The organism is Streptomyces sp. NPDC001027 (genome assembly GCF_040299045.1).
Classification (GTDB): Bacteria; Actinomycetota; Actinomycetes; order Streptomycetales; family Streptomycetaceae; genus Streptomyces.
In genome coordinates this window covers 41,428-59,902 of record NZ_JBEPBI010000011.1, presented here as the reverse complement: position 1 = coordinate 59,902, position 18,475 = coordinate 41,428, and the positions used below count along the sequence as shown (strand labels likewise).

The 18,475-nt window shown below is 73.4% G+C and carries 19 protein-coding genes; 5 read left to right on the top strand and 14 right to left on the bottom strand.

Translation table 11 applies throughout. The features are described 5' to 3' along the window. Positions 1–15 precede the first annotated feature (15 nt). On the bottom strand, positions 16–600 hold the full coding sequence (locus ABT300_RS06085) for a DNA-3-methyladenine glycosylase I (protein ID WP_351672631.1): 585 nt from the start codon (positions 598–600) through the stop codon (positions 16–18). Next, positions 597–959: a DivIVA domain-containing protein gene (locus ABT300_RS06080; RefSeq protein WP_351672629.1), complete on the bottom strand. Its 363-nt coding sequence runs from the start codon at positions 957–959 to the stop codon at positions 597–599. The genes ABT300_RS06085 and ABT300_RS06080 overlap by 4 nt, the downstream gene beginning before the upstream one ends. A gap of 124 nt (positions 960–1,083) precedes the next feature. Between ABT300_RS06080 and folP the strand changes: the two genes are divergently transcribed. Next, positions 1,084–1,944, top strand: a complete 861-nt coding sequence (folP, locus tag ABT300_RS06075; RefSeq protein ID WP_351672627.1) for a dihydropteroate synthase — start codon at positions 1,084–1,086, stop codon at positions 1,942–1,944. Between the two features lie 120 nt (positions 1,945–2,064). Here folP and ABT300_RS06070 read toward each other — a convergent pair whose 3' ends face one another. Beyond that, entirely contained in the window at positions 2,065–2,823 is a 759-nt protein-coding gene (locus tag ABT300_RS06070) for an LOG family protein (RefSeq protein ID WP_351672625.1), read from the bottom strand. A 110-nt stretch (positions 2,824–2,933) separates the two neighbouring features. Then, a complete protein-coding gene (gene dapE, locus ABT300_RS06065) occupies positions 2,934–4,013 on the bottom strand; it encodes a succinyl-diaminopimelate desuccinylase (RefSeq protein ID WP_351672623.1) in 1,080 nt (359 codons plus the stop codon). A 95-nt stretch (positions 4,014–4,108) separates the two neighbouring features. Here dapE and ABT300_RS06060 point away from each other — a divergent pair, with 95 nt between their 5' ends. Together ABT300_RS06060 and ABT300_RS06055 are read left to right on the top strand one after the other, a co-directional pair. Continuing rightward, positions 4,109–5,155 carry a heavy metal transporter gene (locus ABT300_RS06060; protein ID WP_351672621.1) on the top strand — a complete coding sequence of 349 codons (1,047 nt, stop codon included), beginning with the start codon at positions 4,109–4,111 and terminating at the stop codon, positions 5,153–5,155. A gap of 284 nt (positions 5,156–5,439) precedes the next feature. Further along, positions 5,440–5,844, top strand: coding sequence for an ATP-binding protein (locus tag ABT300_RS06055; RefSeq protein WP_351672619.1), 405 nt, complete (start codon positions 5,440–5,442; stop codon positions 5,842–5,844). A 170-nt stretch (positions 5,845–6,014) separates the two neighbouring features. Here the strand turns inward: ABT300_RS06055 and ABT300_RS06050 are convergent, their stop codons facing one another. Together ABT300_RS06050 and fdxA are read right to left on the bottom strand one after the other, a co-directional pair. Beyond that, positions 6,015–7,109, bottom strand: coding sequence for a bifunctional succinyldiaminopimelate transaminase/glutamate-prephenate aminotransferase (locus tag ABT300_RS06050; RefSeq protein ID WP_351672617.1), 1,095 nt, complete (start codon positions 7,107–7,109; stop codon positions 6,015–6,017). A gap of 145 nt (positions 7,110–7,254) precedes the next feature. After that, positions 7,255–7,575, bottom strand: coding sequence for a ferredoxin (fdxA, locus tag ABT300_RS06045; RefSeq protein WP_007495984.1), 321 nt, complete (start codon positions 7,573–7,575; stop codon positions 7,255–7,257). Positions 7,576–7,716: 141 nt separating this feature from the next. Here fdxA and ABT300_RS06040 point away from each other — a divergent pair, with 141 nt between their 5' ends. Together ABT300_RS06040 and ABT300_RS06035 are read left to right on the top strand one after the other, a co-directional pair. Continuing rightward, entirely contained in the window at positions 7,717–8,784 is a 1,068-nt protein-coding gene (locus tag ABT300_RS06040) for a GNAT family N-acetyltransferase (protein WP_351672614.1), read from the top strand. Further along, the gene (locus ABT300_RS06035; RefSeq protein WP_351672612.1) at positions 8,781–9,623 is read left to right on the top strand and encodes a transglutaminase family protein; all 843 of its coding nucleotides are present in this window, start codon (positions 8,781–8,783) and stop codon (positions 9,621–9,623) included. The genes ABT300_RS06040 and ABT300_RS06035 overlap by 4 nt, the downstream gene beginning before the upstream one ends. Positions 9,624–10,061: 438 nt before the next feature. On the opposite strand, the gene ABT300_RS06030 is transcribed toward ABT300_RS06035, so the two are convergent. The 8 genes from ABT300_RS06030 to ABT300_RS05995 all read right to left on the bottom strand — a co-directional run bounded on the left by ABT300_RS06030 (position 10,062) and on the right by ABT300_RS05995 (position 18,470). Then, positions 10,062–10,676 (bottom strand): response regulator transcription factor, encoded by a 615-nt coding sequence (locus ABT300_RS06030; protein ID WP_351672610.1) that lies wholly within the window; start codon positions 10,674–10,676, stop codon positions 10,062–10,064. Then, the gene (locus ABT300_RS06025; RefSeq protein ID WP_351672678.1) at positions 10,673–11,872 is read right to left on the bottom strand and encodes a sensor histidine kinase; all 1,200 of its coding nucleotides are present in this window, start codon (positions 11,870–11,872) and stop codon (positions 10,673–10,675) included. Before ABT300_RS06025 ends, ABT300_RS06030 begins: the two co-directional genes overlap by 4 nt. A gap of 5 nt (positions 11,873–11,877) precedes the next feature. Then, positions 11,878–12,618 (bottom strand): ABC transporter permease, encoded by a 741-nt coding sequence (locus ABT300_RS06020; RefSeq protein WP_351672608.1) that lies wholly within the window; start codon positions 12,616–12,618, stop codon positions 11,878–11,880. Then, a complete protein-coding gene (locus tag ABT300_RS06015; protein ID WP_319281137.1) occupies positions 12,615–13,553 on the bottom strand; it encodes an ABC transporter ATP-binding protein in 939 nt (312 codons plus the stop codon). The genes ABT300_RS06020 and ABT300_RS06015 overlap by 4 nt, the downstream gene beginning before the upstream one ends. A 91-nt stretch (positions 13,554–13,644) precedes the next feature. Then, a complete protein-coding gene (locus ABT300_RS06010; RefSeq protein WP_351672605.1) occupies positions 13,645–16,095 on the bottom strand; it encodes a peptidoglycan binding domain-containing protein in 2,451 nt (816 codons plus the stop codon). 153 nt (positions 16,096–16,248) lie between these two features. Then, positions 16,249–16,659 carry a DUF6113 family protein gene (locus ABT300_RS06005; protein WP_351672603.1) on the bottom strand — a complete coding sequence of 137 codons (411 nt, stop codon included), beginning with the start codon at positions 16,657–16,659 and terminating at the stop codon, positions 16,249–16,251. Then, positions 16,659–17,543, bottom strand: coding sequence for an N-acetyl-1-D-myo-inositol-2-amino-2-deoxy-alpha-D-glucopyranoside deacetylase (gene mshB, locus ABT300_RS06000; protein ID WP_351672601.1), 885 nt, complete (start codon positions 17,541–17,543; stop codon positions 16,659–16,661). Before mshB ends, ABT300_RS06005 begins: the two co-directional genes overlap by 1 nt. 54 nt (positions 17,544–17,597) lie before the next feature. Further along, a complete protein-coding gene (locus ABT300_RS05995) occupies positions 17,598–18,470 on the bottom strand; it encodes an RpnC/YadD family protein (RefSeq protein ID WP_351672599.1) in 873 nt (290 codons plus the stop codon). Between the last annotated feature and the right edge of the window lie 5 nt (positions 18,471–18,475).

The window sequence follows — 18,475 nt, the reverse complement described above, 5'->3', positions numbered from 1 at the left end:
GCGACGGCCCGGGCCTCAGCCGGCCCTGCTGACGCAGTCCGCCAGGTGGTCGTCCACCAGGCCGCACGCCTGCATCAGGGCGTACGCCGTCGTGGGCCCGACGAACCGCAGGCCGCGCTTCTTGAGGGCCTTGGACAGGGCCGTCGACTCGTCGGTGACCGCGGGGACGTCCGCGAGGGTCTTCGGGACCGGGCGGCCGGCCCGGTCCGGGGCGTGGGACCAGATCAGCTCGTCCAGGTCGCCGGGCGCCCAGTCGGCGAGCACGCGCGCGTTGGCGACCGTGGCGTCGATCTTCGCGCGGTTGCGGATGATGCCGGGGTCGGCGAGGAGGCGGGCGCGGTCCTCGTCGGTGAAGACGGCGACGGATGCGATCTTGAAGTCGGCGAAGGCGGTGCGAAAGCCCGGGCGGCGGCGCAGGATCGTGATCCAGGACAGGCCGGACTGGAAGGCCTCCAGGCTGAGGCGTTCGAACAGCGCGTCGTCGCCGTGGACCGGGCGGCCCCACTCCTCGTCGTGGTACGTCACGTAGTCGGGCGTGGACAGGGCCCAGGGGCAGCGCAGCGCCCCGTCCGCGCCCGCGAGGGCGCTGCCGTCGCTCACCTCTGGTCCTCCGGGCCCTGCTTCTCCATCGACACGCGGGACGCGGCGGGGCGGGCCTGCGCGCCGGCCAGCGCGGACTCGAGGTCGGCGATGCGGGCGTCCCGCTCGGCGAGCTCGGCGGCGAGGCGGTTGAGGGCGTCGTCGACGTCCGTCATGCGGTAGCCGCGGGCGGCGAGGGGGAAGCGCAGGCGGTCGACGTCGGAGCGGTCGAGCGGACGGTCCGGGGGCAGCGGGTCGTGCAGCCGCTCGGGGGCGACCTCCGGCAGCGGGCCGGTGCCCTCGCCGCCGCCCAGCACGGCGAGGGTCACCGCGGCGACCACCACGGCGAGCGCGATGACCAGGAACAAGAACATAACCATCGGTGGGCCCCCACGCTCGGTGTGCTCGGAGTGGATGTGTGCGGGTCCGATCGTGTCATGCGGGTGCGGCGGCTAGGGTCGCAGGCGGTGGTTGTGCAGGACGTTCGAGGAGAGGTCACAGGGGATGCTCAGGCTGGGCAGGCGTGAATTCGGCGCGCACGAGCCGGTGATCATGGCGATCGTGAACCGGACCCCGGACTCCTTCTACGACCAGGGCGCGACGTTCCTCGACGAGCCGGCCCTCGCGCGCGTGGAGCAGGCGGTGTCGGAGGGTGCGGCCGTCATCGACGTCGGCGGGGTGAAGGCCGGACCGGGCGAAGAGGTGACGGCGCGGGAGGAGGTCCGGCGGACCGTCGGCTTCGTGGCCGAGGTCCGCCGGCGTTTCCCGGACGTGGTGATCAGCGTGGACACCTGGCGGGCCGAGGTCGGCGAGGCGGTCTGCGAGGCGGGCGCCGACGTCCTGAACGACGCGTGGGGCGGCGTGGATCCGGGGCTGGCGCAGGTCGCGGCGCGGTACGGGGCGGGGCTGGTGTGCACGCACGCGGGCGGTGCGCAGCCGCGGACGCGTCCGCACCGGGTGACCTACGACGACGTGATGGCGGACATCCTGCGGGTGACGCTGGGGTTGGCGGAGCGTGCGGTGGGGCTGGGGGTGCCGCGGGAGTCGATCATGATCGATCCCGGGCACGACTTCGGGAAGAACACCCGGCACAGTCTGGAGGCGACCCGGCGGCTCGGCGAGATGGTGGAGACGGGCTGGCCGGTGCTGGTCTCGCTGTCCAACAAGGACTTCGTCGGGGAGACGCTGGACCGGCCGGTGAAGGAGCGGGTGGTGGGCACCCTGGCGACGACGGCGGTTTCGGCGTGGCTGGGGGCGCAGGTGTACCGGGTGCACGAGGTGGCGGAGACGCGGCAGGTGCTGGACATGGTCGCCGCCATCGCGGGGCATCGGGCGCCGGCGGTGGCGCGGCGGGGTCTCGCGTAGCCCTCCGCGCCCTCGCCGCTCCCCGTCCGGGGGTCGCCGCTCCCCGTCCGGGGGTCGCCCCTGCCCGTCCGGGGGGTGCCGCTGCCCGTCCGGGGGCCGCTCCCCCGGACGGGCCGGACGTCAGCGGCCGGCTTCCTTCGAGACCAGGGCCACCGCTTCCTCGACGTCGTCCGTGACGTGGAAGAGGAGGAGGTCCTTCTCGGCGGCCTTGCCCTGGGCGACCAGGGTGTTCGTCAGCCAGTCGATCAGGCCGCCCCAGTACTCCGTGCCGAACAGGACGATCGGGAAGCGGGTGACCTTCTGGGTCTGGACGAGGGTGAGGGCCTCGAAGAGCTCGTCGAGCGTGCCGAGTCCGCCGGGCAGGACCACGAAGCCCTGCGCGTACTTCACGAACATCATCTTCCGCACGAAGAAGTAACGGAAGTTCAGGCCGATGTCGACGTACGGGTTGAGCCCCTGCTCGAAGGGCAGCTCGATGCCGAGGCCCACGGAGACGCCGCCCGCCTCGCTCGCGCCCTTGTTGGCCGCCTCCATCGCACCCGGGCCGCCGCCCGTGATCACGGCCCACCCGGCGTCGACGAGGGCGCCGCCCAGCCGTACGCCGAACTCGTACTCCGGTGACCCCACCGGTGTCCGGGCGGACCCGAACACGCTGATCGCCGGCGGGAGTTCGGCGAGGGTGCCGAAGCCCTCGATGAACTCCGACTGGATGCGCAGCACCCGCCAGGGGTCGGTGTGCACCCAGTCCGAGGGGGCCCGTTCGTCCAGCAGCCGCTGGTCCGTCGTGCTCGCCTGCACCTGGTCCCGCCTGCGGAGGACCGGTCCCAGGCGCTGTTCGTCCGGTGGCTGCTTCTTGCCCTCGGGGTTCCCTGTAGCCATGGTGAGCTCCCTCCGCTTGCGTTCGTTCCACCTCAGCGTAGATCCACGCGGGTTACGGACGCGGGACGTCGGCGTGTCCGCCGTGCAGCGGCGACGCGCCGGACCCGCCCTCAGGCGGTCAGCCAGGCCCGCAGCCGCTCCTCGCCCGCCAGGATCTTGGCCGTGTCGACGCGTTCGTCCCGCTTGTGCGCCAAGTGCGGGTTGCCCGGGCCGTAGTTGACGGCGGGCACGCCGAGGGAGGAGAAGCGGCTCACGTCCGTCCAGCCGAACTTGGGCAGCGGCGTGCCGCCCACCGCCTCGATGAAGGCCGCGGCGGCCGGATGGGAGAGGCCGGGCAGCGCGGCGGCGCTGTGGTCGTCGACCGTGAACTCCGCCACCCCGCAGTCGGCGAAGACCTCGTGGACGTGGGCGAGCGCCTCGTCCTCGCTGCGGTCGGGCGCGTAGCGGAAGTTGACGGTGACGACGCACTCGTCCGGGATCACGTTGCCGGCCACACCGCCCGTGATGCCGACCGCGTTGAGGCCCTCGCGGTACTCCAGTCCGTCGATGACGGGCCGACGCGGCTCGTAGGCGGCCAGGCGGGCCAGGATCGGGGCGGCCGCGTGGATCGCGTTGGAGCCCATCCAGCCGCGCGCCGAGTGGGCCCGCTCGCCCTGTGTCCTCAGCAGCACCCGCAGGGTGCCCTGGCAGCCGCCCTCGACCTGGCCGTCGGAGGGCTCCAGCAGCACCGCGAAGTCGCCGGCCAGCCACTCCGGGCGGGCCTCGGCGAGGTGCTTGAGGCCGTTGAGCTCGGCGGCGACCTCCTCGTTGTCGTAGAAGACGAACGTCAGGTCGCGGTTGGGGGCCGGGACCGTCGCCGCGATGCGCAGCTGGACCGCCACCCCCGACTTCATGTCGCAGGTCCCGCAGCCCCAGAGCACCCCGTCCTCGTCCAGCCGCGACGGCACGTTGTCGGCGATCGGCACGGTGTCGATGTGGCCGGCGAGGACCACGCGCTGCGAGTGACCGAGGTGCGTGCGGGCGACGACGTTGTTGCCGAGGCGGTCCACCGTCAGGTGCGGCAGGGCGCGCAGGGCGATCTCGATCGCGTCCGCGAGCGGCTTCTCGGCGCCGCTCTCCGAACGGAAGTCGACGAGCCTCGCCGTCAGCGCGACGGCGTCCAGAGTGAGGTCAAGCGGGGTGTCGGCCATGCCGTCGACCCTAACGCGCCAGCCCGCCGCCCTGCTCTTCCCCACCTCTGCACATCCGTCTCCTCCTTTTCACTACTCTCCAGTACCTTGGACGCGTGCCGAAGCAGTCACCCTCCTCCAAGCGTCGCGGCCGCCTGCTCCGTTTCGGGGCGGCCTGCGTGGTCCTGTCCGCCGTCGCGGGCTACGTCGTGGTGCAGTACGTCGCCGGCGGCACCGGCGATCCGGGATGCAGAGTCGTTTCCGCGGACGGGACGGCGGCGTACGAGTTCACGCCGGAGCAGGCGGTGAACGCCGCCACGATCGCCGCGGTCGGCACCGACCGCGCCCTGCCCGAGCGGGCCGTGGCCATCGCGCTCGCGACCGCCATCCAGGAGTCCGCGCTGCGCAACCTCGCCCACGGCGACCGGGATTCGCTCGGACTGTTCCAGCAGCGGCCCTCGCAGGGTTGGGGCACCGAGAAGCAGGTCACCGACCCCGCCTATGCGGCGGACGTCTTCTACAAGCACCTGGAGAAGGTGCGGAACTACACCGACCTGCCGCTCACCGTCGCCGCCCAGCGGGTGCAGCGCAGCGGCTACCCGGAGGCGTACGCCAAGCACGAGGGGGACGCCGTGCTGCTGGCCGCCGCGCTCACCGGGGCCTCGCAGGCGACGCTGACCTGCGACGGCCGCTCGGTCGCCACGACGGCGACGGCCACGCCGGCGACGACGACCACGACGGCCACCGGGCCGGCGGCGGTCCGGGCGGCGCTGCAACGGGACTTCGGGCGGGCCGCGCGTCTGCGGCCGGCCGGGAAGGGCGCCTCGTCGTCCTCGACGTCCTCGTCGTCCTCCTCTTCGTCGTCGCGGTCCTCCGATGTGCCCGCCGTCGAGAGCGGCGAGCGGACCGTGATGCTGCCGGTGTCGAAGGACACCGCCGCCGACGGGCGCAGCGCCGGCGAGCGCGGCTGGCAGTTGGCGCACTGGGCGGTGGCCAACGCCTCGGCGCTGCGTATCGAGCGCGTCTCGTACGCGGGCCGGGAGTGGGTCTCGGGGACCTCCGACATGCGGTGGCGGAGGACCGGTTCGACCAGCGCGGAGGGCGTCGGGGCCGCGGCTGCGGCCGGCGGGGCCGGCGACGTGCGTATCGTCACCGCTCAGTAGTACGGGGCGTCACCCGGCCGGGTCATGTGGCCGCCCCCCGTTCGGCGGGGTGCTCAGGTTTTCGCGCCGTCACTCCCGCGCACACGGAATCCTTGCGGACAAAGGGGTCCGGGGATCGGCGCCCTTTCACCCAGGGCGGTTTTTGCCCGTTTTTATACGCAGCCGATAATGCGACGCATTGCCAACTCTTTACGTCGGCGGTGCGCAACCTTCGTGGATCTCGAGCGGTAGTCACTGCGTCCGGGCCCGGACAGTCCTTGTTTCACTCCCGTCGAAGGAGCAACATGTCTCTCCCCCTGACCCGCCGGATCGCCCGTGCCGCGCTGCTCGTCGCTGCGGGAGCGGCCGCCGGAGTCGGTGCGGCCGGCTCCGCCAGTGCGGCCCCCGCCCTTCCCGCCGCCCCGAGCCTCGGCGGACTGACCGCCCTGGACACGGCGAACGTCGGCAGCACGCTCGACGGCGCGACGCACCACGTCACCGGGCTCGCGGACAAGGCCGGCGGCAAGACCGTGCAGAAGGCGGCGCCGGTGGCGCAGAAGACGGCCGGTGAGGCGGCGGGCTCCGCCGGCGGCCTGCTCGGGGACACCGCGTCGACCGCCACCAAGGGCGGACTGCCGACGGACTCCCTCACCAAGGGCGGGCTGCCCGGCGCCCAGACCCTGCCGGTGAAGAGCCTGCCGATCGGCTGACACCGGCCGCCGCCGGTCCGGCCGCTCGGGGCCGACCGCCTGGTCCGCACTCGGGCTCGGCCGCTCGGGCCGACGACGGGGTCCTGGGAGCCTGCTGCTCCCCGGGCCCCGTCGTGCTGTGCGCGCCCGCCGGACACGGGGCGGCGTCACCGGCCACGGCGACGCCGCCGCTACAGCCGCTCGACCGCCGCGCGCACGCGTTCGTCGGTCGCCGTCAGCGCCACGCGGACGAACTTCTCGCCGGCCTCGCCGTAGAAGTCGCCGGGGGCCACCAGGATGCCCCGGTCCGCCAGATGGGCGACCGTGCTCCAGCAGGACTCGTCGCGGGTGGCCCAGAGGTAGAGGCTGGCCTCGCTGTGCTCGATGCGGAAGCCGTGCGACAGCAGCGCCTCACGCAGCAGGGCGCGCCGGGCGGCGTACCGTCCGCGCTGCTCACGGACGTGGGCGTCGTCGCCGAGAGCGGCCACGACAGCCGCCTGGGTGGGCGCCGAGGTCATCATGCCGCCGTGCTTGCGGATCTCCAGGAGGGGTCCGAGGACGGCCGGGTCGCCCGCCAGGAAGGCCGCCCGGTACCCGGCCAGGTTCGACCGCTTGGAGAGCGAGTGGACCGAGACGATGCCCTCGTACGAGCCGCCGTTGACGTCCGGGTGGAGGACGGAGACCGGGTCGGCCTCCCAGCCCAGCTCCAGGTAGCACTCGTCGGAGAAGACCAGCACCCCGTGCTGCCGCGCCCAGGCCACCACACGGGTGAGCTCGGCCTTGGACAGCACCCGGCCGGTGGGGTTGGACGGGGAGTTCAGCCAGAGCAGCCTGAGGTTCGCGGGGTCGAGCTCCGTGGGGTCGTCGTAGACCTCGTACTGCGCGCGGGCCAGGCGCGCGCCCACCTCGTACGTCGGGTAGGCCAGTCGCGGGTACGCCACCCTGTCGCCGGGTCCGAGGCCGAGCTGGGTCGGCAGCCAGGCCACGAGCTCCTTGGAGCCGACGATCGGCAGGACGTGCCGATGGGTGACGTCGCGGGCGCCCAGGCGGCGCTCCAGCCAGCCGGTGATCGCGTCGCGCAGGGCCGGCGTGCCCCACACCGTCGGATAGCCCGGGGAGTCCGCCGCCTCGATCAGGGCCTTCTGGACCAGGTCGGGGACCGGGTCGACCGGGGTGCCGACCGAGAGGTCGACGATGCCCTCCGGGTGGGCCGCGGCCGTCTTCTTGTACGGCTCCAGCTTGTCCCAGGGGAAGGTGGGAAGACGGTCGGAGAGAGCGGAGGACACGGTGACTGGCTCACTTTCGTACGTACGGCAAACGCCTCGGCCCCGTACGGCGATCAGACCTGATCAGGCCGTACGGGACCGAGGCGATGGGGTCCCCCCGTCCGATCTCGTCCGAGATCCGGGGGAGGGTGCGGCCCGCCGCGGTTTACTCGGCCTGCGGCGGCAGCGCGGCGACGAAGGGGTGGTCGCGCTCGATCAGCCCCAGCTTGCTGGCGCCGCCGGGCGAGCCGAGCTCGTCGAAGAACTCGACGTTCGCCTTGTAGTAGTCCTTCCACTCCTCCGGAGTGTCGTCCTCGTAGAAGATCGCCTCGACCGGGCAGACCGGCTCACAGGCGCCGCAGTCGACGCATTCGTCCGGGTGGATGTACAAGGACCGCTGGCCCTCGTAGATGCAGTCGACCGGGCACTCTTCGATGCACGCCTTGTCCTTCACGTCGACACAAGGCTGCGCGATGACGTAGGTCACGCTGTCGTTCCTCCTCGATAGGGCGCTGGCGGGCCTCCTCAGGCTCCGCCGCCTGGCGCGCGGGAGCGCGGCGTCGTCGATGCCCGCCACCTAGTATCTCCGTTCTTGGGCATGATCCGAACAGGAGGGGTGAACCGACCTGTGGAAATCTCGGCCGCCGGACGTCTCGAGGTCCGCCTCACCGCTGCTGACGTGGGAAAACGCGTCTCCGTGCGGTGCTTGACCGACGCTGGAGCCGCCGACGCGAAATTCACCGACACGGTCGGGGTTCTCACATCATGGGACGACGGTGTGCTCGCGATCACACGGAAGAGTGGGGAAAGCGTGTGTATTGACGCCTCCTCGATGGTCGCGGGGAAGGTCGTGCCCGCCGCTCCGGCCCGCCGCCGGGGGCCCGCAGCCGGCTACCGGGAGCTGGCCGGCGTCGCCGCGCGCGCCTGGCGGCCGGTGGAGAGCGCACGGCTCGGCGCGTGGGAGCTGCGGGCGGCCGCCGGGTTCACCCGCCGCGCCAACTCGGTGCTGCCGCTCGGCGACCCCGGCATGCCCCTCGACGCCGCCCTGGACGCCGTACGGGCCTGGTACGGCGCACGCGGGCTGCCCGCCTACGTGCAGACGGCGACGGGCGCCGAGGGGACCGAGGAGCTGCTCTGCGCGGAGCTGGAGCGGCGCGGATGGGTGCGTGAGGTGACGGCGGAGCTGTGGATCGGCGCGCTGGCGCCGGTCGCCGACCGGGCGGAGGCCGAGGGTGTGGTCCTGGCCCGGGAGGCCGACGAGGCGTGGCTGGCGCGGTACGGGCGCAAGGGGGTGAGCGAGGTGGCTCTGCGGGTGCTGACGGGGGCGTCCTCCCGCGCGGGCGAGGCCGGGGGCGGGGAAGGACCGTCGGTGTGGTTCGCGTCGGCGCCCGACCCGGAGGGCGGAACCCCGGCCGCCGTCGGGCGGTGCGTCGTGGACGGACGCTGGGCCGGCTTCGCCGCCGTGGAGGTGGCTCCGGCGCACCGCCGCCGGGGGCTCGCGACGAGGGTGATGGCCGCGCTGGCCGGCAAGGCGCTCGACGAGGGCGCCTCGGCGGCCTGGCTGCAGGTGGAGGAGGGCAACGCGGGAGCGCGCGCGCTCTACGCCGGGATGGGTTTCGCGGCCCACCACGCGTACCACCACTACCGGGAGCCGGCCGGGGAGCCGTCGCGGGGCCGGACGCCGGGGGCGTCGTGAGCGGGTTCGAGTGGGCGCAGGTGCGGGAGCGGTTCGCGGACGAGGCGCGGGCCGAGCGGCCCGATCTGGCGCTGCTGTGCCTGCTGATCGGAGCGGCGGCGGACCCGGCGGCGGGCGAGGACGGCCTGGACGCCGGCCAGATCGAGCTGGACCGGCTGGCGGGGCAGGTCCCCTTCCGGCCCGGCGGGCCGGCGGCGTGGGCGGAGGCGTTGCGGGAGCTGCTCGGCGAGCGCTGCGGGTTCCGCGGTTCCGCGGCGGACTACGACCGGCTGGACTCGTCGCTGCTGGACCGGGTGCTCGTGCGGCGGCGCGGGCTGCCGATCCTGCTGTCCGTGGTGTGGGTGGAGGTGGCGCGGCGGGCGGGGGCGCCGGTGTACGGGGTGGCGCTGCCGGGACATTTCGTGGCCGGCTTCGGACCGCCCGAGGACGTCGGGCGGCAGGTGCTCGTCGACCCATTCGACGGGGGCCGGCTGCTGACCGGCGAGGACGCCGACCTGCTGGTCACCGGTGCGACGGGCGCTCCGCTGGAGCCGTCGATGCTGACGCCCGCGCAGCCGCTGGACGTCGTGATGCGGATCCTGAACAACATCCGGTCGTGGGCCGCGGCCCGGCCCGAGCGGTCGGACGTCGCGCTGTGGGCCGTGGAGCTGGCGTTGGCCGTGCCGTCGCATCCGGCCCGGCTGCGGTACGAGCGTGGGCAGTTGCTGGTGCGTCGGGGGGATTTCCTCGGCGGGGCGGCCGAGTTGGAGGAGTACGCGGGGCTGGTGGAGGTCGTGGACGAGGGCACGGCGGAGCGGGTGCGCGGCGAGGCCTTCGCCGCCCGCGCCCTGCTGAACTGACCACACGGGCCGCAGCCGCCTCCCAGGCAGGCACAGGCTGCGGGCCGCGCCCAGCGGGCGTGCACCACGGCTGAGCCTGACGAGACCAGGCCCCAGCCGACTGCGGGACCTCGCGGGCCGCGGTCACGCCCCCGCGGGGCGTGACCCGGCGTCACGTCCACGCGGGCGCGGGTCGCCGTCGCGTCCCCGTGAGGCGTCGGCCCGGCGCACGTCCACGCGAGCGCGGGCAGCCATCGGCCGCGGACAGCGCGGGCCGGCGTCACCTCCTGGAATCGCGGGGGCCGTGGTCGGCTGCGGAGAGGGCGCGGGGCGCCGTCACGTCCCTGTGGGGTGTCGGGGCGGCGTCACGTCCAGGCGGGCGCGTCGCGTCTGAGGGGCGTCGGGCCGGTGTCGCGGGCTGTGCTGTGCCGTTCGTTCATCCGTGCGCCCGTGCGTTCGTTACAGCCAGCCCTTGTCCCGTGCTATCCGGACCGCCTCCGCGCGGTTGCGCACCGCCAGTTTCTGTATCGCCGTCGACAGGTAGTTGCGGACCGTTCCCTGGGACAGGTGCAGGGCCGCCGCCAGTTCGGCGTTGGTGGAGCCGTCGGCCGCCGCCCGCAGGACCTCTCGCTCCCGGTCGGTGAGCGGGTTGGCGCCGCCCGCCAGGGCCGCCGCCGCCAGCGTGGGGTCGATGACCCGCTCGCCCGCCAGCACCCTGCGCACCGCGTCGGCGAGTTGCGCCGCGGGCGCGTCCTTCACGAGGAAGGCGTCGGCGCCGGCCTCCATGGCGCTGCGCAGATAGCCGGGGCGGCCGAAGGTGGTCAGCACGACCAGCTTCAACCCGGGCGACTCCGCGTGCAGTTGTGCGGCCGCCTCGATGCCCGTCGCACCCGGCATCTCGATGTCGAGGAGGGCGACGTCGACGTCGTGGGCGCGGGCGGCGGCGAGGACCTCGTCGCCGCGCGCCACCTGGGCGACCACCTCGATGTCGTCCTCGAGGCCGAGCAGGGCCGCCAGGGCCTCGCGGACCATCGACTGGTCCTCCGCCAGCAGAACCTTGATCGTGCCACTCATGAGCGGGATCCTACGTCCGGCAGCTCGCCGGCCGGGACCCTGGCGACCAGGCGGAAGCCGCGCTTGAGGCGCTCCGCCTCCAGCACGCCGCCCGCCTTCTCCAGACGCTCCGTCAGTCCCGTCAGGCCGTTGCCCGGGCCCTTGCCCGAGCCGCCTGACCCGTCGTCCTCGACGGAGAGTTCGAGGACGGGGCCGTCGAGGGTCTGGCGGCGCACGACGTCCACCGTGCAGCGGCCGGCGCCGCTGTGCCGGACCACGTTGGTGATCGCCTCGCGCAGGGCCCAGGCGAGGGCGGACTCGCTGTCCTCGGGGACGCCGTCCAGGTCCGGTTCGGCGGGCAGGCCTGCGACGATGCCGGCCGCCGTCAGCGCGACCTGCGCTCCCGCGAGTTCGGCGGCCAGCCGGGGCCGCCGGTAGCCGGTGACGGCCTCACGGACGTCGACCAGGGCCTGCCGGCTGACCTGTTCGATGTCGGCGACCTGCCGGGCCGCCTTGTCGGGGTGGTCGGGAAGCATCCGGCCGGCCAGCTCGCTCTTCAGCGTGATGAGGGACAGCGAGTGTCCCAGCAGGTCGTGCAGATCCCTCGCCAGACGCAACCGCTCCTCGTTCGCGGCCAGTTGGGCGACCGTCGCCCGCGCCTTGCGCAACTCGACCGTGGTGCGGACGAGTTGGCTCACGCCCGTCATCGCGAAACCGATGAGGAGGACCAGCAGGAGCAGGTTCAGGGCCTCCTCCTCGTCGGAGCGCAGTCCGACGAGGAGGAGCAGGGCTCCCGTGCCGGGGATCGTCCAGAGCGCCAGCCGCATCGGCAGCACGCTTCCGCAGGCGACGGAGACGTAGCAGTACAGGCCGAGCCAGGCGGAGCCGAGGGTGAGGGAGAGGACGGTGGCCAGCACGGCCATGGAGCCGATGAGGGCGCCGACGGCCTTCGTGGGGTACGGCGTGTCCCCCATGTTCCGGAACAGCAGCGCCAGGTAGAGCGCGACGAACACCGCGAGTCCGAACCAGCCGGCCGCCGTGCCGGAGGCGGTGTGCCGCCCCGAGACCAGGTCGTGCACGGGCGAGCTGAGGAAGACCAGCCAGACCCCGATCCAGAGCAGTTTGCGCCGCCACAGCTCCCGCCGGTTGCGGGCGGGCCGGCCCGGGAGGATCCGGTTGCCCACCAGGTCCTCCCGGCTCTGCGGGTCGTCCGTCATGGCGCTCACGCCTTCAGGGTGTCCTTCCGGTACAGCCAGGCCGCGCCGCCCGTGAACAGGGCGAAGAAGACGGCCAGGATCACGATGTCCTCGGCATGCGGGGCCCGGCTCTGCTCGATCGACTGCCCCAGGGCAGCGTACGCGTGCGTGGGCACCCACCTGGCGATGTCCTGCAGCCACCTCGGGAAGGTCGTCGTGGGCATCCACAGGCCGCCGAGGATCGACAGGCCGAAGTAGGTGATCATCGTGATGGGGCGGACGGCGTCCCCGGTCGCGAGGTAGCCGATCGCCACTCCCAGGGCGGCGAAGACGAGGCTGCCGGCCCATATCGCGCCGGTGAGCGCGGCCCACTGCCAGGCGTCCAGCCGGACGTCCTTCACGACCGCCGCGACGGCGAAGACGACGACGATGGAGGGCAGGCTGACCACGGCGGCGCTCGCGGTCTTGGCGAGGACGTAGCCGCGGCCCGGGAGGGTGGTCAGCCGCAGCTGGCGCACCCAGCCGCTCTGCCGTTCCTTGGCGATGCGCTCGCTGTTGCCCATCAGGACGGCCGTGAGGGCGCCGAAGGAGGCCATCGAGACCATCATGTACGTCGGGAGCGTGAGGCCCGTGCCGTCGATCTTCTCCTTGCTGTCGGAGCTGCCCGCGATCAGCAGGAACAGCACGGAGGGGTAGATCACCGAGAAGAACAGGAACTTGCGGTTGCGCAGGGCGCGGGTGAGTTCCAGCTTGATCAGGCCGTTCACCGGGTCTTCGCCTCCTCGGCGGTGGTGAGGGCGACGAAGGCCTGTTCCAGGCCCAGCCCTGCGACTTCGAGGTTGTGCGGGTAGAGGCCGAGGCCGTAGACCGCGTGGACGGTGGCGTCGGCGTCGGCGGACTGGATGCGCACGGTCCGGCCGGACCCGGCGGCGGAGCCGCTGTGGGACACGGTCAGGGAGGTGAGGAACGGCAGGGCACGCAGCGCGGCCTCGTCGATCTCGCCCTCCAGGTCGAAGGCGATGCGGCGGGCGCCGGCCTTCGCCTTGATCTCGGCCGCCGTGCCGTCGGCGAGCAGCCGGCCCCGGTGCAGGACCAGCACGCGGTCGGCGATGGCGTCGGCCTCTTCGAGGTAGTGGGTGGCGAAGAGGACCGTGCGGCCCTGGTCCGCCTGTTCGCGCATGGTGGCCCAGAACGCCTGCCGGGTGGTGACGTCCATGCCGGTGGTGGGCTCGTCCAGGACGATGAGGTCGCTGTCGCCGGCGGTGGCGAGGGCGAACCGCACGCGCTGGGCCTGGCCGCCGGAGAGCTTGTCGACCTTGCGGTCGGCGATCTGGGCGACGCCGGCGCGGGCCAGCACGTCGGCGGGCCGGTACGGCCTGGGGTGCAGCCGGCAGGCGAGGCCGACCAGTTCGGCGACCGTCACCTCGTCCATCAGGCCGCCGCTCTGCAGCATCGCGCCCACCCGGCCGGCGACGATCGCCTCGCGCGGGGTGGCGCCGAAGAGCCGGACGGCGCCGCTGTCGGGGTGCTTGAGGCCGAGCAGCAGGTCGAGGGAGGTGGACTTGCCTGCGCCGTTGGGGCCGAGGAGCGCCACGGTCTCCCCCGGCCGGAGGTCGAGCGTCAGGCCGTCCACGGCCCGCACGTCCCCGAAGCTCTTGGTGACCTGGTCGAACCCGACCACCGGTGCTGTCTGCGTCGTCATGACGTCCATCGTCGCCGCGACGGCCCCCGGGGCGGCAGTGTCGGACGTCCGGGGCCCCGCATGACAGATGTCATGCGGGGCCCCGTTCGCGTCAGCTGGGGTCGGTGTCGATGATCCCGACCCGGTTCGTCCTGCTGATCAGGGCCGGGCGCAGGGCGCTGATGACGTCCTCCACGGTGACCGGCGTCTTCTGGCCGGTGCCGCGGCTGATCAGCACGCCGTTGAACGCGCCGCCGTAGAGATCCTTCAGCGCGGCCTTGTCGTAGCTCTCCACGAGCTTGCCGTCGATCGCCTTGACGCCGAGGAACTTCCACAGGGAGTTCTTCGGGCTCATCGGGACGGAGTGCGCCGCGTCGGTCTGCACGGTGACCTTGCCCGACATCGCCGGCTCGGCGAACTCCTTCATCATGCGGTCGACCTCGGCGTTCGAGATGGTCGGCTGCTTGGTGGTCGTGGGCACCGCGACCGCTGCGGCGGCGCCGGTCTCCACCTGGCTGCGGTAGGCGTCCACCACGGCCGACTCGGCCTTCGCCGCGTCGATGCCCTTGCCCGCCTTGCCGTAGACGGGGACGGCCTTGCCCGACGTGAACTTGATGGTGCCGTCCTGGGCCGAGCCGGAGCCGCCCGCGGCGTTCTTCAGGGCCGCCTGGAGCTTCTCCTCGTCCACCGGCATCACGGGCTCGACCTCACGGTGCTGCCCGAACAGCGAGCCGATCACGGAGACCGGGTTGTAGTCGCTCTTGGCGGCGGCGTCGACGGTGGCCTGCATGTCGAACTGCAGGCCCGCCTGGTCCGGCTTGAGGGCGACCGTGTCGCCGCCGACGGACAGCTTCAGCGTCTGCGCGGCCCGCTTGTCGAACGCGTCGCCGAGCTTCTTGACGGCGTCGTCGCGGGTGCCGCCGCCGATGTCGACGCCGAGCACGGTGGTGCCCTTGGGCACGTCGGAGTGGTTCATCAGCAGGCCCGCGCCGTAGACGCCGACGCCCGCGACCACCACCAGGCCGCCCAGCAGCGGGAGTTTGCCGCGGCCCTTCTTCTTTTTCTTCTTGCCGTCGCCGGCGGACGTGCTCTGCGCGCCCTTGGCCGGTCCCTTGGGCGGGGTGTGCGGCAGCGGTCCGTCGACGGGCGCGCCGCCCGTGAAGGGGGCTCCCGGCCCGCTCTGACCGCCGGCGGGCACGACGGGGATGCCGCTGGTGACGGTGTTCCCGGAGACGTTGTCGGCCGGACGGCCGCCGTAACCGCCCGCGCCCGGCCCGGGGGCGGGCTTCTGCGGGGTGAGGATCGCGGTGTCGTCGCTCAGGCCGCCGCCGGGAAGCCGGCCGGAGCCGGTGACGGCTCCGACGCCGGGGGCGGCGGAACGCGGTCCGCCGGGACCGCCGGGACCGGTCGGCCCACCGAGGACGCCGCCGTGCATCGGGGGCACGATCGGGCCGTCGCCGGTGACCGGGCCGCCGGTGGGGCCCGCGGGGCCTCCCTGGGGGCCGCCCCTGCCGTCGACGCCGCCCGGCCCGTCGGGGCCGTTGAAGTCGTACGAGCCGCCGGGTCCGGCGGACCCTGCCGGGAAGGCGCCCGGGCCGTCGGGCCTGCCGCCGACGCCGCTCACGCCGTTCGGCCCCGGCAGACCGTTCTGGCCGGTGCCGGAGAAGTACGGCAGGTCGTCACGGCGCGACTCGGCGCCGCCCGGCGCCTGCCCCTGCGACTGTCCTTGCTGCTGTCCCGGGCTCGACGTGCGGCCCTGACCCCGGCTTTGACCCTGACCCTGCCCCTGGCCCGTGCGCGGGCCGTTGCCGAGCGGACCGGCGGCCAGCGCCTCGGTCACGTCGAAGGAGCCCGTGCCGCCGCCGTGTCCCGGAGCCACCGGACCGCCGGTCGCCCCGGAGAACCCCGCGCCGTTGGTGCCGCCGGAGCGGGCGCCGCCCGGCACGCTCATGGAGCCGACCACCCCGCCGGGGCGCCCCGCGCCCGGCCGAGCGCCGCCCGGCGCGCCGGCACCGGTCCCGGTGCTCGGGCCTGCCTGCGCGGGGGCGTTCGCGGACGCTCCGGACCCGGCGGCCGAACCGCCCGGCATTCCGGCTCCGTTGGTGCCGCCGCCGCCCTGACCGGGCCTGCCCGGTGCGGACTTGCGTGGCGCGAACCAGTTGCTCGCCTTGTCCTCGCCCCCGGACGCCGGATCGGCGGGCAGCTCGAACGAGCCGGTGTCGGACGAGGTCGAGCCGGCGGCGCCCATGGGTGCCGCCTGCTGCGCGTCGGCGCCGGTGTCGGCCTTGCCGCCCGACCCTCTGTCGTCGCCCGCGCTCTCGGCGTCGGCGACGGGTTTGCGCACGACGACCGGCGGAATGGGCCGCGATCCCGGGATGTTGATGCGAATCCGGGTGGTCAGCGTGGTCTCGGTCTTGCGTTCCTCCGGCTGGGCGGCCGAACGGCCCGCGTCCGCACCGGCGTCGGACACCATGGGGGTGCCGTACGGCGGCGTACCCGAGGGGTATGCGGCTCCGCCGCGCCCGTTGGGCCCGGAGGACGGACTGTCAGTTTCACGACTCAAGGCAGGTTCTCCAGGTTGGCTCCGCCGCTCGCCACGACCTCACGGGCTGCTCGGCGGCGCGCACCACCATACTGGCCACTTCTGGCCCGTATCCCACGACCGCCGGAAGACCCACACGGGACTCGCACGGTCACGCCGGGGTGAAGTGGTACGTCACTTGCCAAGTCGGACGTCGTCTCCGCCCGGTTGCCGCCCTCCACCAAGGGTGGCGCAGATCACAGCAAGGGCCATGCCGCCGAGCAGGAACAGATACGAGCCACCGCCCGCGCCGAACAGGAAGTCGCCCTCCGGGCGCCCGGCGGTGGAGAGGATCACCGAGATCATCCAGCCGGCGGCGGGCGCGACCGCTCCGGCGCGGCTGCCGACGGCCCGCGCGCCGCCGATGAACAGCCCGGCGGCGCCCAGGAGCGCGAGGAGCAGTCCGCCGGGGAACCAGCCGGCCTGGACGAGCGCTCCGGCGAGACCGGTGAGCGCGCCGAGCAGCAGCAGCCCGGCATAGGCGGCGGCCCGCCCGGCGGGCGGCATCCGCAGCGGCTGGGCGAGCATCGAACCCCGGTCGGACATCAGGCCGCCTCCGCCGCGTCGGTCGTTCCGGCGAACAGGTCGGTCTCCCTGTTACCGCCGTGTGCGGCTGCCTCGCCGCGGACGAGCTCGTAGTACTCGGTCGTGAAGAGGGGCTGGGCGAGGTCGTTGGACAGGGCGAAGCACCGCTCCCCCGGGGCGACGTCGATCTGGGTGGCGTGCGCCCGCATCGCGGCGGCCTTTGCGGCGGCGTGTCCGGGGTGCGCGCCGATCTCGGCGGTGACGCGGTCGTCGTCGACGACGCCCGGCACGTCGGACACGGCGGCGCTGCTCGCGAAGGGCAGGGTCGGCAGCTCCTCCCGGAGCCCGGCGAAGGCGGCCTCGGCGACGGTACGCGGCACGCGGTTCCAGTACACCTTCGGGATGCGCCATCCGGCGGCCTCGGCCAGCTCGGCGGCCCGCATGGCGACCCGGTGGGCCTGGATGTGGTCGGGGTGGCCGTAGCCGCCCTCGTCGTCGTAGGTGACGAGGACCTGGGGGCGCACCTCGAGGATCACCTCGACGAGGGGCGCGGCCGCGTCGTCGACGTCGGCCTGCCAGAAGCAGGAAGGGTCGTCGTTGTCGGCGAGGCCCATCATCCCGGAGTCGCCGTAGCGGCCCGCGCCGCCGAGCAGCCGGAAGTCGTCGACGCCGAGTTCCGCCATGGCGGCGGCCAGCTCGGCCCTGCGGTGCTCGCCCAGCGCGGCGCCGGTGAGATGCCGCAGCTCCGGCGGGATGACCTCGCCGCGTTCGCCGAGCGTGCAGGTGACCAGGGTCACGTGGACGCCCTCGGCCGCGTACCTGGCCATGGTCGCGCCGTTGTTGATCGACTCGTCGTCCGGGTGCGCGTGCACCAGCAACAGACGCCGGGAGGGCAGTTCCGTCATGGGGCCAACCCTACGAGGCCTCCCGTCTCCCCCCGCCACCTCCCCGCCGGTCCGTCACTCCTTCCCGGCGAAGATCGCTTCCGCGGACGGCACGGTGACGGCCCGGGTGAGCCAGTCCCGCAGGAGATCGGGGTCGTCGCAGCCGGTGACGCGTGCGCGGAGCTCGTCGCTGACGTCGAGGCCGCGCGCCTCGAGGACGAGCAGGACGTCCTCGGCACGCCCCTGGGCGCGACCCTCGTCACGGATTTCTTCGGAGATGTACGACTTGTAGAAGGAGAGGTCCACGGCCACCAGGTTCCTCCAGAGTTCCCCGGCCGGGCGATTGACGCCGAGGCCTTGAGCGGTGAATTCGATGATCGGGTCAGCGACGGCTTCGGGCACGTTTTGCAGAGCGGTGGACAGGGCCTTCAGTATCCCACCCACCGCCGGGTCCTTCGCGTGGGTGATGACGGACAGTGCGGCCAGGGCCAGGTCAGCGCGAGCCTCGTCCGGGTCGGTGATCAGCGGCATGTTGTGCGGACCTGCCACGAGCGGACGCACCGTGAGCGAGGCCCACCACTGCGGGCCGATGAGCACGGGCTGTGCGGCCCATTCGGCCGTGATCCGGTCCTGGCAGACGACCAGGAGTACGGGCGGCGTCTTGTATTTCGCGTACAGAAAGGACACGTAGTAGGCCCAGCTGGCCGTCTTGTTCTTGTCCTTCGCGCTCTGCGCCTCGACAGCCAGCAGCATCGGCTCGTCGCCCTCAAAACGCAGCAGCGTGTCGACACGGCGTTCGACGGGCTGGGTCTCGGTGAGATCGGTCGGAAGAACCGTCACCTGCTTGGGTGGGACGAACGGGAGGCCGAGCACCTTGGAGACGCCGGTGAACAGGCCGGGGTACTCCTGGAAGATGCGGTGCATCGCCTCGTGGGACGAGTTGACCATGCGTT

What these genes read in the sequence shown, in the direction of transcription:
- ABT300_RS06080 (WP_351672629.1), bottom strand. Translation starts at nt 959, where the DNA reads ATGGTTATGTTCTTGTTCCTGGTCATCGCGCTCGCCGTGGTGGTCGCC.
- folP (WP_351672627.1), top strand. Translation starts at nt 1,084, where the DNA reads ATGCTCAGGCTGGGCAGGCGTGAATTCGGCGCGCACGAGCCGGTGATC.
- ABT300_RS06070 (WP_351672625.1), bottom strand. Translation starts at nt 2,823, where the DNA reads ATGGCTACAGGGAACCCCGAGGGCAAGAAGCAGCCACCGGACGAACAG.
- dapE (WP_351672623.1), bottom strand. Translation starts at nt 4,013, where the DNA reads ATGGCCGACACCCCGCTTGACCTCACTCTGGACGCCGTCGCGCTGACG.
- ABT300_RS06055 (WP_351672619.1), top strand. Translation starts at nt 5,440, where the DNA reads ATGTCTCTCCCCCTGACCCGCCGGATCGCCCGTGCCGCGCTGCTCGTC.
- ABT300_RS06030 (WP_351672610.1), bottom strand. Translation starts at nt 10,676, where the DNA reads ATGAGTGGCACGATCAAGGTTCTGCTGGCGGAGGACCAGTCGATGGTC.
- ABT300_RS06025 (WP_351672678.1), bottom strand. Translation starts at nt 11,872, where the DNA reads ATGACGGACGACCCGCAGAGCCGGGAGGACCTGGTGGGCAACCGGATC.
- ABT300_RS06015 (WP_319281137.1), bottom strand. Translation starts at nt 13,553, where the DNA reads ATGACGACGCAGACAGCACCGGTGGTCGGGTTCGACCAGGTCACCAAG.
- ABT300_RS06005 (WP_351672603.1), bottom strand. Translation starts at nt 16,659, where the DNA reads ATGTCCGACCGGGGTTCGATGCTCGCCCAGCCGCTGCGGATGCCGCCC.
- mshB (WP_351672601.1), bottom strand. Translation starts at nt 17,543, where the DNA reads ATGACGGAACTGCCCTCCCGGCGTCTGTTGCTGGTGCACGCGCACCCG.
- ABT300_RS05995 (WP_351672599.1), bottom strand. Translation starts at nt 18,470, where the DNA reads ATGGTCAACTCGTCCCACGAGGCGATGCACCGCATCTTCCAGGAGTAC.